The organism is Arsukibacterium indicum, from assembly GCF_019100565.1.
GTDB lineage: Bacteria > Pseudomonadota > Gammaproteobacteria > Enterobacterales > Alteromonadaceae > Alishewanella > Alishewanella indicum.
This window is the reverse complement of sequence record NZ_JAHRID010000001.1, coordinates 1-13,046: the sequence shown is the minus strand read 5'-3', so window position 1 is coordinate 13,046 and position 13,046 is coordinate 1. Positions and strand designations below refer to the sequence as shown.

Below are 13,046 nucleotides of genomic sequence, written 5' to 3'. Positions count from 1 at the left end.
TTCCTTAGCGCTTAAATTTAGTTTCCAGAATAACCGAAGAGGTGGTGCGTTCCACCCCTTCCAGGTTGCCAATATCGTCCAGAATATGGCTGAGCTGTTCGGTATTCTGCGCCTGGACAATAGCTATCAAATCATACTCGCCGCTAATCGCATACAGTGCCGCTACCTGTGGTATTTGTTTCAGTTCAATATTGGTGCGGGCTGTTAGTTTCTGGCGCACTTTAATACTGACGTGTGCTGCCACCAGGGTGGCTAAATACGCATCACCATACTCTACTGTGTAGCCTTTGATGACACCACTTAATTCCAGCTTTTGCAGCCGGGTTTGCACGGTAGAGCGTGACACGCTGAGCTGACGGGCTAAATCAGAAATACTGGCCCGGGCGTTATGCTGTAATACCGCTATCAGCTTTTCATCTTCTTTGCTAATGGCGCTTCTATTAGCACTTTTCAGGGGATATTCTGGCAATTTGCTAAATCCTTCCGTCAAAATGACGTATTAACCTATTAAATTGTTAATAATGATACTGCACATTGCTAAAGCTCGCCAATATAATAGTGGTATTGATTCTGCCCCGACCAACTAATGATATAAACGGGGCCTTAGCTGACAGAGGTTTAAAAATGGTAGTAAGCAGAAGTTTATTTGATGAAGTGATGGTGCCTAACTATGCACCGGCGCAAATTATTCCGGTAAAAGGCCAGGGCTCTAAACTGTGGGATCAGGCTGGCAAAGAATATGTTGATTTTGCCGGTGGCATCGCCGTTAACTGTCTGGGCCATTGTCACCCGGCGTTAGTTACTGCCTTAAAAGATCAGGCCGATAAGCTGTGGCATTTATCAAACGTATTAACCAACGAGCCCGCCCTGTTACTGGCTAAAGCGCTGGTTGATAATACCTTTGCTGAAAAAGTCTACTTTGCTAATTCGGGTGCTGAAGCCAACGAAGCCGCATTAAAGCTGGCCCGTCGTTATGCCAAAGACAAATACGGCGAGCATAAAGATCAGATAATTTCTTTTAAACAGGGTTTTCATGGCCGCACTTTCTTTACCGTTACCGTTGGCGGCCAGCCAGCCTATTCAGATGGTTTTGGCCCTAAGCCAGAAGGGATCAGCCACGCCGAGTTTAACAATCTGGACAGCTTAAAAGCATTAATTAATGCCAACACCTGTGCGGTTATGGTTGAGCCAATGCAGGGCGAGGGCGGTGTTGTGCCTGCCACTAACGAGTTTATTAAAGGTGTGCGCGAATTGTGTGATGCTAACAATGCGCTGCTGATTTTTGATGAAGTACAAACCGGCGTCGGCCGTACCGGCGAGCTGTATGCCTACATGGCGTATGGCGTTACCCCGGATATTCTTACTACTGCTAAAGCGCTGGGCGGCGGCTTCCCGATTGGTGCCATGTTAACCACCACCGAAATAGCCAAGCACTTAGTGGTGGGTACCCATGGTTCTACTTATGGCGGTAACCCACTGGCTTGTGCGGTGGCACTGGCGGCAGTAGATACCGTAAACACCACGGCGGTACTTAACGGCGTGCATAGTAAAGCTGCGTTGTTTAAGCAGGAATTGCAGCGGATCAACGATAAATATCTGGTATTTAGTGAAGTACGTGGCATGGGCTTATTAATTGGCGCGGTACTCACTGCCGATTACGCCGGTAAAGCACGGGATATTATGCTGGCGGGCGCTGAGCATGGGGTAATGACTCTGGTGGCCGGGATGAACGTGGTGCGCTTTGCGCCATCACTGGTTATTCCGGATGCCGATATTATTGAAGGCATGGCGCGGTTTGAGCAAGCGATTGCTCAAATAGCAGCGGCAAAGCAGGCATAAATTATGTTGGTTATCAGGCCTATTACTTCCGCTGATTTTGCAGCGCTAAAGCAAATTGCCATTGAATCCGGTCATGGCTTTACGTCTTTGCCGGTGCACGATGGCCGCTTAACCCAGAAAATAAAGCATGCCGAGCAGAGCTTTAATGCCGACGTAACGGCGCCTGGTGATCAGGGCTATTTGTTTGTGCTGGAAGACACCGCTAACGGTGAAATCGTCGGTACTACCGGTATTGAAGCGGCAGTAGGCCTGCAAACCCCGCTGTATCATTTTCAGCAGAACACGGTTATTCACCATAGTGCTGAGCTGAACGTGATGAACCAGCTGCGCACCTTAACCCTGTGTAACGATTACACCGGCGCGTCAGAAATTTGTACCCTGTTCCTGCGCGAAAGCTACCGGCGTAACCATGCCGGGCGCTTTTTATCTAAGGTGCGGTTTTTATTTATGGCCGAGCACCCAGAGCGCTTTGCCAGCAAAGTGATTGCCGAAATGCGCGGCGCTGCCGATAAAGACGGCCAGCCACCATTCTGGAACTGGCTGCAAAAACTGTTTTTAACCATCGATTTCCCAAAGGCCGACCAGCTGATTGGTGTGGGTAAAAAAGCTTTTATTGCTGAGCTGATGCCACGCCACCCGATCTACGTTGGCTTGTTGCCCGACAGTGCTCAGGCGGTAATTGGTCAGGTTCATGAAAACACCAAACCTGCGCTGAGAATGCTGGAAAAAGAAGGTTTTACCCATCGTGGTTATATTGATTTATTTGATGCCGGACCAACGGTTGAAGCACCGTTGCATCAGATTAAATCCGTCGCTGCCAGCAGAAAAGTGCCGGTTAAAGTGGCTGCGAGCGCGGAGCAGGCGCAGGGCGAATACACCCTGGCCGTGGCCAATACCGCGATTAAAGATTTTCGGGCCAGCTTTGGTAAGGGCGCCCGTTTTGATGAGCAGAGCAATAGCCTGATTATCAGCCCGCAGCTGGCAGAAATTCTGCAGCTAAGTGATGGCCAAATGGCCCGATTTATTAATCTGGATCAGGCCTGACGCACTGGTATTGCAGTATACTGCGCACCATAAATTCAGGCTTATTAAATTAACGTTTTAAACATTGTGATTAGACCTAAACCGGAGTAGATATGCACACTGATGTAAATGCCCTGTTCGCCAACTTATGGCAAGACTATGTAGCGGTAACGCCGTCGGCCAAAAAAGTGCACCAGCTGCTGGGTTCGTCACAACAGGATGATGTGATAAACGATCATATCGCGCTACGAACCTTTAACCTGGAAAAAGTAGGCCTGGACAAACTGGCTGCGCATTTTCTGGCTTTGGGTTATGAAGAGTGTGGCGAATATCATTTTGAAGCCAAAAAACTGTATGCCAAACATTATGAACATCCGGATCGCAATCAGCCGAAAGTGTTTATCTCTGAGCTGTTACTCGACAAGTGTTCGGCTTATTTACGTGATACCATCACTGAACTGGTTGCGCAAATCCCGGCAGAAGCCGTAACGGCAGATAACTTTTTATACAGCGGCACCCACTGGCAGGTAAGCCAGGCTACTTATGAAAAGCTGCTGGCAGAAAGCGAATACGCCGCCTGGGTTGCGGCCTGGGGTTACCGTGCCAACCACTTTACCGTCAGTGTTAACGAGCTGGCCAGTTTCGATAGCCTTGAGCAGGTGAATACTGAGCTGAAACAAGCCGGCTTTTTACTGAACACCTCAGGCGGCGAAATTAAAGGCACGCCAGAAGTGTACTTAGAGCAGTCATCCACTCTGGCGGATTTACACCCGGTACAGTTCAGCGATACCGTAGCCACTATTCCAAGCTGCTTTTACGAGTTCGCCCGCCGTTATCCATTAAGCTGCGGCATGCTGTACAGCGGTTTTGTCGCTGCATCAGCCGATAAGATTTTTGAAAGTACTAATGCGCGGTAAACGACGTTCTTAAAGTACTTTAAATTTTTCAAAGGCCAGCATCTCGCTGGCCTTTTTTATACTTATCAGTGCGCAATTGCTCTATGCTTAGTTGATATGTATTTAATCAGACTTATGAAAGTCAATTTGCTATGAACCAATCAGAGCGATTTTCAGTTGAGCCAAACCAGCACGCTGTTGGTGGCTGGATTAGCTTTCTGGCTCATCTGCTGTTTATCCTTGCGGCCTGGACGCTGTTTATTAAATATCTATTCCCAATCGTCTATTCGCTGGCCTACGGTGAGCCGCTAACGCGCTATATTTACTGGGACTTATGGCCGATAGCCCATATCTGGCTTGGTTGGGCGCTGCTGGCACGCCCGCCCTATACCAGGGCACTGGCCATTGGCATGGCCGTTATTGAAATTGTCATTATCTGCACGCTGTTCGCCTGGTTTCTGGCCGAGCCAGACTGGACCATCTGGCGTACTAACTGGTTTGTAAATAAGGCCTTTGTGTTAACCTGCTTTATATTAATACTGGGCACCGCCCTGTACCGGCCGGCCAGACTGTAAAAGCCTGTTTTTGATCTCGCCCGCAGATGATTTAATAAGGAGTAGTACCGTATGTTTATCTCCCGACTTATAACACTCGTTTTGTCAGCGACTCTGCTCAACTGCAGTAGCCTCGCCAGTGCAACAGAAACAGCAGGCGTCACAGAAACAAAGTACAGCTTAGAGTCAGCCTACCACCATGCCAACGAGCCCATCGGTACCGTGCGGGAGGTGTATGATGGCAAGCTGTATCCGGATATTCAGGTAAACACCTTTCGTAATATCGACCGCTTGTTTCCAACCCGACAGGTAGCGCGTGGTGAGACGATTAGCGACATTCCGGTAAGTGACCAACCATTGCAGGGTTTTAGCTACACCGTTGGTGATCAGACCTACGATTTATACGATGTGCTGGCGATGAACCGGGTTAGCGGTATGCTGATTATTCACGATGGTGAAATTAAGTTTGAAAAGTACCTGCTGGGTAATAGCCAGCATAGCCGCTGGATGTCAATGTCGGTGGTAAAATCGATAACGGCTGTTTTAATTGGTGCAGCAATTCATGACGGTTATATAAAAAGTATCGACGATAACATTGTTAACTACCTGCCGCGTTTTAAAGGCACCGCTTATGATGGCGTCACGGTGCGGCAAATCCTGCAGATGAGCTCGGGCGTGGCCTGGAATGAAACCTATACTAACCCGGCGTCGGACCGGCGGCGGATGCTGGAAGCACAAATTAGCGGCAAGCCCGGTGCGGTGCTTGACTTAATGGCGTCACTGCCCAGAGCAGCTGCACCGGGAACTGTCTGGAACTACAGTACCGGTGAAACTCAGGTTGCGGGTGCGCTGGTTCGCGCTGCGACCGGTAAACCGGTAGCTGAGTATTTATCTGAGAAAATCTGGGTGCCGCTTGGCATGGAAAGCGATGCCAACTGGTGGCTGCAATCAACAGGTGGCCTGGAAGTAGGTGGTAGTGGTTTGTCGGCGACCCTCAGAGATTACGGCCGTTTTGGCCTGTTTATGCTCAACGATGGTGTAATTAACATTAATGGCAGGGCGCAGCGCGTGCTACCAGCGGGGTGGATGAGCGCTGCCAGTACACCGCAGGTAATAGGTGGCAATAAGGTAAATTATGGTTATATGCTATGGCCGATGCATGGCAACAGCTATGCAGCCGAGGGCATTTTTGGCCAGTATGTGTTTGTTGATCCTGCCACTAAGTTAGTGGTGGTGCAGTGGGCGGCTCAACCGAAACCACTGTATCGGGCCGGCCTTGATGAATATCGATTTTTTCAGGCACTTTCTAATCATTTCGCGTTATAGTTTGTCCTCTAACCGTCGCGAAAGTCCCGGCAACAGCTTATCAGAGAGCAGAGTAAATGCTATTTAACAGGTTACAGGTTTTGTCAGGTTTGCTGCTGTTATCATTGCTGGCACTGAGTAACAGTTTATCAGCTGAGCCAATAGAACCTTGCCAGTTTAGCGTGCGGATTGAATCAGAGCGCCAGCATGCTGCCGCCGGCTCGCATAACGACACTGAGGTGTCACAGCAATTTTATGCGATGCTGGACAGCCTGGCTGCAAAAGTTAACTGCAAACTGCAGCCGGTGGCGCTGCCCGCAGGCCGGGCAATTAAAATGCTGGAACAGGGCACACTCGATGTTATGGTAGGCATGTCAGAAACGGCTGAGCGTGCAACCTTCAGTTACTTTGTCGGGCCTCACCATATCGAGCGGATGGTGGTCATTGCCCCGCAAAGTATTGCTGACTCGATAACAAGCCTTGAGCAATTACTGGCGCTTGATGGCGTAATTTCTGTTACCGAAGGCGCCTATTATGGCCCGCAATGGCAGCAATTACTGCTTGAAAATCCGGCATTGGCAGAGCGGTTGTTTGCTGCCTCGGGTAATCAGCAAAAGCTGGCAATGCTGGTATCGGGCAGGGTCATTGCATCATTTGAAGATGAAGCCATAGTCGATGAGCTGCTCAAACGTGAGGAGCTCAGCACAAAGTACCGCAAACTTTTTGTCATTCATGAAAACCCTGTTTATTTTGCCTTCAGCCGTCAGTCGGTGAATCCGGCGTTGCTGGCACAGTTACAGCAGCAGTGGCAGTTAATGCAGGCATCGGGTGAAGTGGGGCGGCTTTCTCAGCACTAACTGGCAGCATTTGCCAATAACGCTGCAATAACGGATTGATCCGGCCTGCCGTGCGTGCTGTATTTCTTACAAATAAAACGATAGCCGCTTGAACCGGCCACTTCGCCTTATTTAAAACAACGGGTTATCATATTCAGGGATGGTTTTGTCTATGTTTCGGTTTTTATTGTTTGTATTGTTCAGCAGCACCGCTTTGGCCAAGCAGCTTGATAAAGTCACCATTGAGCTTGGCCATCCGGCCAACGGCAATATCGTACATCTGGACGAGGCCAGGCTGCTGGCAGTATCAGGTTTTAGTCAGTTTGAGCGCTGGTTAAGCCTGGTAAGTTTAACTGAAGATTTTAAAGTGCAGCCGGTGGTTATTCCTGCCAACGCTCAGTATTTCAGTCAGGCCAGGCTGGTTAGCGATGATCCCGGTCAGAACCAGCCTGTTAGCCGCCAGGCCCTGGTGTTTTTAACCCTGGATGGGATTAGCGCCTATTACCCGCAAACCAGCCAGACTAAGCCGTTAATCAGCAGCCCGTCGTTGTACCGGGTATTGGATAAAAACCGGTTGCGCAGTAGCGAGTTTGTACTGGAACTTGGTAGTGGTCGCGCAGACTTTTTGTTACCTGATTTTAATCACAGCCATTTGTTCCGGCAGCAACCGGATGGCAGTTTTAAACAATACTCATTAAATATCGATGCGCTGGTTACCAGCTGGCGAGACAGCCCAAGCTATGAGCCAAGGCAGCATTATATTGCTGATGTCGATTTAGATGGCCGGCTTGATTTAGTGTTTATAGCCGGCGGCAAATTTCAGGTTTTTTATCAGTTGGCAGATGGCGCGTTTAACACTGAACCGGTAACTCAGAACTGGCCGGTAGCGTTGTCGACCGAGCAGGAGGCAGACCAGCGAAACGACGCCGGTCGCAGCTACAGTGGCCAGAATATTGATAGCGTGCGCGACATGACCGATATTGACGGTGATGGCATTGCCGATATCGTGGTTAACCGCGAACAGCTGGCCGATGCGCTGGAGCGCAATAACAGCTTTCGGGTGCATTTTGGCGTGCAAACGGCTACCGGCTTGCAGTTTAACGCCGAGCCTGATACCCGGATAACCACTGACACGTCGCCAATAGCGGTAGTGATCGACGATTTTAACGCCGATGGCCGCAAAGATTTTTACATTTCCAGTACCCATTTTGGCGTGGGTACCATTGTTCGGGTATTGCTCAGGGGCAGTGCAAATCTGGATATTGATTTTTACCTGTTAAATGCACAGCGCCAGTACAGCAGCAAAGCAGATTTTCAGCAGAATGCGGTTATCGACGTCAGTATCAGTAACCTGCGTTACGATATGCCACTATTTGAACTGGCAGATCTGGACGGCAGCGGTCAGAAAAGCCTGATTGTTGGTGAGGGAGGTGACGAGCTCAGATTTTATAAACCTGAACCTGACCGTTTATTCAGCCGCCGTTCGGAGCGGGTTAGTATTACCCTGCCACGAGATGCCCGCAAAGTTCTGGTCGCAGATTTAACTGGCAACGGCAAAGACGATATTGTGCTGCCGTTCGATGCGCAGGACAAAGAACAACAGCGTAATCAGTTACTGCTATTACTTAACCCTTAGCCGTTAGCTGATAACGGGCTGGCCCGGCAAGGTTAGTCAATCATCAGTAAAATATCGCTGATCATGTCGTCCATGGTCAGCAAACCTACCAGTTTATTATCACTGGTAACCAGTAAACGTTTTAAGCGGTGCTGGCTCATTAAATCCGCAGCATGCTTAACCGCCATTTCCTGACTAATAGCGATAGCGGGTTTAACACAAACATCGTATACATTGATTAAATCAATATCGCCTTCTTCTGCAATAATGGTTTTTAAAATATTGGTGTAGGTGATCAGGCCATAGGCATCATGCGGGCTCTGCCGGTCAACCACTAAACACTTAATATTATGTTTCTTCATCATGCTCAGCGCTTCGCGCAGGGTGCTGAAGGGCGAAATGCAGATAACATTGGTTACCATCAGCTGCTTTACCAGTTTTATGGCCATTTTTTGCTCCTAATCGTTTTGTTCTCGCAGATGTTGTTCAAATTTTAATACCTGGCTCATATCCAGCCCGGTTAAATGATCAATAGGAACCGTAAAGGCGATACCTCGCGAATTACCATCATCCAGCAGCAAGGCCTGCATACTTTTTAAAATTGGTAAGGACAAATGCTTGGCCACTACCATAAGTAGCACTGTCTGGCTGCCCTCGAAGGTCATACCGAAAAAAGTTTTGCGATTGTCTGCAGCAATGCCGCGGCCGGACAATATGGTAATGCCGGTAGCACCCGCTTTTTTCGCCTGACTGATGGCTTGTTCTTCCAGCTCATCGGGGGCAATAACCACTATTGCTGAAAATTTCATGAAGGATCACTCCTGATTTGGCTGAACCGTTCTACCACTATGGCGTAGAGCATGACGGTTATGATCGGAAAAATAGAGGCAAAAGCAATTAAGCCAAAGCCGTCGATTAGCACATTACGGCCTTCAATTGAGCTGGCCAGGCCAATCCCCAGAGCAGTGACGAGCGGCACGGTCACCTCTGAAGTGGTAACGCCGCCTAAATCAAAGGCCAGCGCGACAATATACTTTGGGGCAAATGCGGTCAGGATAACAACCAGCAGGTAGCCAGCCATAATATAATAATGAATAGAATCGCCACTGATAATACGGTATACACCAACGGTAATACCAATGGCGACGCCCAAAGCAACAATAAGCCGGATCACAGCGCCCTGTAATTTGCCGCGGCCGGCCTGCTCGGCCTGATTACCTATGGCAATGAGTGCCGGCTCTGCCATGGTAGTGGCGAAGCCTATCATAAAGGCAAACAGTAAAATTAAGCTGTGGTAACCTTTACTGATTAACTGTTCTGCCATCAGGCTGCCAACCGGAAACAACCCCAGCTTCAGGCCCAGCACAAAAGCGTACAGGCCCAGTAATACCATAGCGAAGCCAGCAATAACTTTTACCGGATGTGCCAGCGGCCGGCGTAAAATAAGATATTGAAACACCAGCACCACCAAAATCATTGGCAGAATATCTTTAAGCATAGTGGCCAAGTCGAGCAGGGCGTTGACTAACCAGTGCAACTGACTCTGCACCGCGTCAACCGGGGTTACGGCAGTGGCGCTACTAAAGTTATATACCCAGATACCATAAACCTGAACGCTGATCATCGGCACCATTACCGCCAAAGCCACCAAACCAAAGCCATCGGTCAGTGGATTACGGCCTTTAATTGAATTCGCCAGGCCCAGACCTAAAGCGGCTATAAGTGGTACAGTAACAATGTTGGTGGTAACGCCACCTGAGTCGTAAGCCAGGCCGACAATCTCAGCCGGAGCAAAAAAGGTCACCAGCAACACTATGATATAACCGCCAATCATTAACCAGTGAATAGGCCAGCCTAGAATAATTCGAAGCACACCCAGGGCCATTACCGCACCGACTGACAATGCCACAATCAGCCTTAAGGTTAAGCCGTTAACCCGGCCTTCACTGATGTTCTCGGCCTGCTCAGCCACGGCAATCAGTGCTGGTTCGGCAATTACCGCCGCGAAGCCGATAGCAAAGCCAAAACACATTAATAAAGGTAAAGAGCCTTTGCGGGCAAACTGATTGGCCAGGTTTTTACCAACCGGGAAGATACTGAGCTCTAACCCCAGTAAAAACAGGGCGATACCAATGGCAACGATAAATAAACCAATGGTAATACTAAGTGGCTCACTGGGCAGGCTCTGGAAAATAGCGAACTGAAAAAACAATACCACCAATACTATCGGCAACAGGTTTTTTAAAGCATGCAGCAGTTGTTGTATAAATTGCTGTAGCACTTTATCTCCTGAATTTTTGCCGGCGGTAATAACCTAAGTGTAAGGTAAAGTAACAACAACCCCAATTAAAAAACCTTATTAATGAATTGATATACCGCAAATTGTTTGGGTAAAACCGTTGCAGCACCTGCTTGACAGGCTCTGGTCAGCCGGTTAGTGTCTGCAGCATTTTCCCGACATCAATTTAAGTTTGCCCTTGAACGACATCATCCTGTCCGGTTCGATTGTTTTGCCATTGGCACTTGCTGCCGCCGCAGGTGGCATGCTGCGTTTTGCTGTTGCCAATACCCTGGCCAGATTTTGGGGTGTGCAGTTTCCGCTTGCTACCTTACTGGTAAATAGCAGTGGCGCCCTGGCAATCGGTTTTATCGCAGCATTGTTGTTAGCAAAACCCGATTTTTCTGATTGGGGCCTTGCTTTCAGCGTCGGTTTTTTAGGTAGCTATACCACGGTATCATCGTTTAGCCTGCAAACTATTATTTTGTGGCAAAGCCACCATTACCGTAAGGCATTGCTGAATATTGGCTTATCATTTGGCTTGTGTTTAAGTTTGGTATTCGCCGGTTTTAGTCTGGGTAACCTGACATGGTAAGGCCCGGTTTATATGTGGCAGTTGGCCTTGGCAGTGCAATAGGGGCCTTGTTGCGGTTTGCTTGTTCGCTGTGGCTGGCCACGCCTGATGGCAGCTTGCCGCCAGCCACCTTGCTGGTGAATATTACCGGTTCATTCTGGATTGGCTGCTATGTAAGCCTGACCGGGCCGGATGGTTGTTGGCGGGTTTCGGACTGGCAAAAACAGTTTATGCTAAGCGGGGTCTGTGCCGGCTTTACCACTTTCTCGGTATTCAGCCTGGAGTTTATGCAATTGCTGCAGGCCGGGCAGATACTGCTGGCTTCGGGGTATGTTGTTTTGTCATTAATACTCTGGTTGCTGGCCTGCCTGGCAGGTTTAACTTTGGGCAGTAGAATAAACAGGGGCCGTTCTTCTGATAAAGGTGCAAATGGTGTTTAAATTATTAATGATTGCTGCAACTGTTTTGCTGCTAACTGCTTGCGACAAGATGCAAACCCTGTCGGAAGCCGAACAAATAGAGCGGACAATTCGCCAGGAAGTAAGCCGAGATTTAACGGGCTTAAATGCCTTAACAACCGCGGCAGCTGCCACAGACTACGACGGCTTTGCCTGGCGCCGTGGTGAGAAAATTCAGATAAGGCAGCGTCAGAATGGTGAGCTAGCTTTGCTGGAGCAGGCCGAAGCGCCCGACGTTATTGCCACAGCGGTAGAGCACCGCATTCCCAGCTTTAGCCTGGTGCGTTATCAGCAGGGCTGGCTGGTGGTATTTCGTACCTATGTCAGCAACCATTGCCAGGTAGTGTATGCCTATGCCTATCGTGGCCAGCTGCCAGATACCCCAAAATGCACTGAACAAGAATTTGCCAGTAGCGCAAATGGCCGCTGTCAAAGCCCGATTAATGACGAGTGGCAGGTGTTTAAAGAATGGTTTTTTGCCGAGTCACTGGTGGCAGAGGGCAACCCGGTTTGTGCTGCCAAGGCAGAGCAGGGCTGGCAGGCACCAAAATAATACTCTCTGAAAATAATTGCTACCTATTACAATTTCCTGCGTATAAGCCGTTAAGTTTCAGAATTTAAGGGCTACACCATGAAATTACTGTTGTTTGTTATTGCTTCGCTATCACTGGTTGGCTGTTCAGTATTTGGCCAGAGTAATGTTGAAACTGCGCCTTATACACTATTAAAAGCCGACCCTGAACAAAATATTGAAGTGCGTATTTATGACGAGATGATACTGGTGTCAGCTGAAATGTCGGGTGAGGGACGCAACAGTGCCTTTCGTAAATTGTTCCGCTATATCAGTGGTGAGAATGAAGGTGCAAACGAGATATCCATGACCGCTCCGGTGTTTATGGGACAAGCAGAACAAGCTGAAAGCAACAATAAAGGCACTGAAATTGCCATGACTGCACCGGTGTTTATGGAGACTAAGGCTGGCACACCGAAGATGTCATTTGTGATGCCAGCAGAGTTTACCCTGCAAACCACGCCAAGGCCAACAAACCCGGATGTAACGGTTTCAGAGCTTAAAAATTACAAAGTCGCGGCTATTACCTTTAGCGGCACCCTAAGCAGACGCAATGTTGCTAAACACACCGAAGTTTTAACTAACTGGATAAGCACCAACGGCTACGCTGCTATTGGCCAGCCAGTAGAAGCGGGCTATAACGGGCCAATGACCTTACCGATGCTGCGCCGTAATGAAGTGCTGATTGAAATAAAGTAATAACCTGAGAGGCGGCTATTGCGCTTTGGGCAATAAGGGCCATACTGCTAAACGTAAGGCGCCGCGGGCCCTTACGTAAAACACAGGTGATTAAAATGAGCAAAGGCCAGGACAGTAAAAAAGACGTTAAGAAGAAACCGCTGTTAACCGCTAAAGAAAAAAAAGCGGCTAAAGCGTCGAAGAAAAACGAAAAAAATGTGTTAGGGCATCAGAACTAGCACAAGTACTACTTTACAAGACTGCGCAGCGGGTAAATCCGCTGCCTGCAATTTTTATTGTATATTTAACCATCAGGGTTGTCCCTTATCATTGCTGGGCCGCTGTAGTGGCACACTAAATTTGGCCACCTGATTAGAGGTGTTATCATACACCTCATAGATGATTAGGTGACACTATGA

The 13,046-nt window shown here is 48.7% G+C and carries 16 protein-coding genes; 12 read left to right on the top strand and 4 right to left on the bottom strand.

Annotation, left to right across the window (positions count from 1 at the left end):
- Positions 1-4 precede the first annotated feature (4 nt).
- On the bottom strand, positions 5-469 hold the full coding sequence (locus KQY15_RS00075; protein ID WP_254795371.1) for an Lrp/AsnC family transcriptional regulator: 465 nt from the start codon (positions 467-469) through the stop codon (positions 5-7).
- 155 nt (positions 470-624) lie between these two features.
- On the opposite strand from KQY15_RS00075, the gene KQY15_RS00070 reads away from it, so the two are divergent.
- The 7 genes from KQY15_RS00070 to KQY15_RS00040 all read left to right on the top strand — a co-directional run bounded on the left by KQY15_RS00070 (position 625) and on the right by KQY15_RS00040 (position 8,089).
- The gene (locus tag KQY15_RS00070; protein ID WP_217666369.1) at positions 625-1,839 is read left to right on the top strand and encodes an aspartate aminotransferase family protein; all 1,215 of its coding nucleotides are present in this window, start codon (positions 625-627) and stop codon (positions 1,837-1,839) included.
- 3 nt (positions 1,840-1,842) lie between these two features.
- Positions 1,843-2,883, top strand: coding sequence for an arginine N-succinyltransferase (gene astA / locus KQY15_RS00065; RefSeq protein ID WP_217666368.1), 1,041 nt, complete (start codon positions 1,843-1,845; stop codon positions 2,881-2,883).
- 92 nt (positions 2,884-2,975) lie between these two features.
- Positions 2,976-3,779 carry a DUF1338 domain-containing protein gene (locus KQY15_RS00060; protein ID WP_217666367.1) on the top strand — a complete coding sequence of 268 codons (804 nt, stop codon included), beginning with the start codon at positions 2,976-2,978 and terminating at the stop codon, positions 3,777-3,779.
- Positions 3,780-3,910: 131 nt separating this feature from the next.
- Complete coding sequence (locus KQY15_RS00055; RefSeq protein ID WP_217666366.1) at positions 3,911-4,333, top strand: hypothetical protein; 423 nt, start codon at positions 3,911-3,913, stop codon at positions 4,331-4,333.
- A gap of 51 nt (positions 4,334-4,384) precedes the next feature.
- Entirely contained in the window at positions 4,385-5,638 is a 1,254-nt protein-coding gene (locus KQY15_RS00050) for a serine hydrolase domain-containing protein (protein ID WP_217666365.1), read from the top strand.
- 56 nt (positions 5,639-5,694) lie between these two features.
- Entirely contained in the window at positions 5,695-6,474 is a 780-nt protein-coding gene (locus tag KQY15_RS00045) for a substrate-binding periplasmic protein (RefSeq protein ID WP_217666364.1), read from the top strand.
- Between the two features lie 151 nt (positions 6,475-6,625).
- Positions 6,626-8,089, top strand: a complete 1,464-nt coding sequence (locus KQY15_RS00040; protein ID WP_254795370.1) for an FG-GAP repeat domain-containing protein — start codon at positions 6,626-6,628, stop codon at positions 8,087-8,089.
- A gap of 32 nt (positions 8,090-8,121) precedes the next feature.
- Here KQY15_RS00040 and KQY15_RS00035 read toward each other — a convergent pair whose 3' ends face one another.
- Genes KQY15_RS00035 through KQY15_RS00025 form a run of 3 tightly spaced genes read right to left on the bottom strand, consistent with a single transcriptional unit; the run spans position 8,122 to position 10,349 of the window.
- Entirely contained in the window at positions 8,122-8,517 is a 396-nt protein-coding gene (locus KQY15_RS00035) for a CBS domain-containing protein (protein ID WP_217666362.1), read from the bottom strand.
- Positions 8,518-8,526: 9 nt separating this feature from the next.
- Positions 8,527-8,877 (bottom strand): P-II family nitrogen regulator, encoded by a 351-nt coding sequence (locus KQY15_RS00030; RefSeq protein WP_217666361.1) that lies wholly within the window; start codon positions 8,875-8,877, stop codon positions 8,527-8,529.
- Entirely contained in the window at positions 8,874-10,349 is a 1,476-nt protein-coding gene (locus KQY15_RS00025; RefSeq protein WP_217666360.1) for a DUF1538 domain-containing protein, read from the bottom strand. The genes KQY15_RS00030 and KQY15_RS00025 overlap by 4 nt, the downstream gene beginning before the upstream one ends.
- A 196-nt stretch (positions 10,350-10,545) precedes the next feature.
- Here KQY15_RS00025 and crcB point away from each other — a divergent pair, with 196 nt between their 5' ends.
- From crcB to KQY15_RS19135, 5 genes are all read left to right on the top strand, one after another.
- Positions 10,546-10,941 carry a fluoride efflux transporter CrcB gene (gene crcB, locus KQY15_RS00020; protein WP_217666359.1) on the top strand — a complete coding sequence of 132 codons (396 nt, stop codon included), beginning with the start codon at positions 10,546-10,548 and terminating at the stop codon, positions 10,939-10,941.
- The gene (locus KQY15_RS00015; RefSeq protein WP_217666358.1) at positions 10,935-11,360 is read left to right on the top strand and encodes a fluoride efflux transporter FluC; all 426 of its coding nucleotides are present in this window, start codon (positions 10,935-10,937) and stop codon (positions 11,358-11,360) included. Before crcB ends, KQY15_RS00015 begins: the two co-directional genes overlap by 7 nt.
- Positions 11,350-11,931: a hypothetical protein gene (locus tag KQY15_RS00010; RefSeq protein ID WP_217666357.1), complete on the top strand. Its 582-nt coding sequence runs from the start codon at positions 11,350-11,352 to the stop codon at positions 11,929-11,931. The genes KQY15_RS00015 and KQY15_RS00010 overlap by 11 nt, the downstream gene beginning before the upstream one ends.
- Before the next feature lie 78 nt (positions 11,932-12,009).
- Positions 12,010-12,648: an SOUL family heme-binding protein gene (locus KQY15_RS00005; protein WP_217666356.1), complete on the top strand. Its 639-nt coding sequence runs from the start codon at positions 12,010-12,012 to the stop codon at positions 12,646-12,648.
- A gap of 95 nt (positions 12,649-12,743) precedes the next feature.
- The gene (locus tag KQY15_RS19135; RefSeq protein ID WP_302850286.1) at positions 12,744-12,866 is read left to right on the top strand and encodes a hypothetical protein; all 123 of its coding nucleotides are present in this window, start codon (positions 12,744-12,746) and stop codon (positions 12,864-12,866) included.
- Positions 12,867-13,046 lie beyond the last annotated feature (180 nt).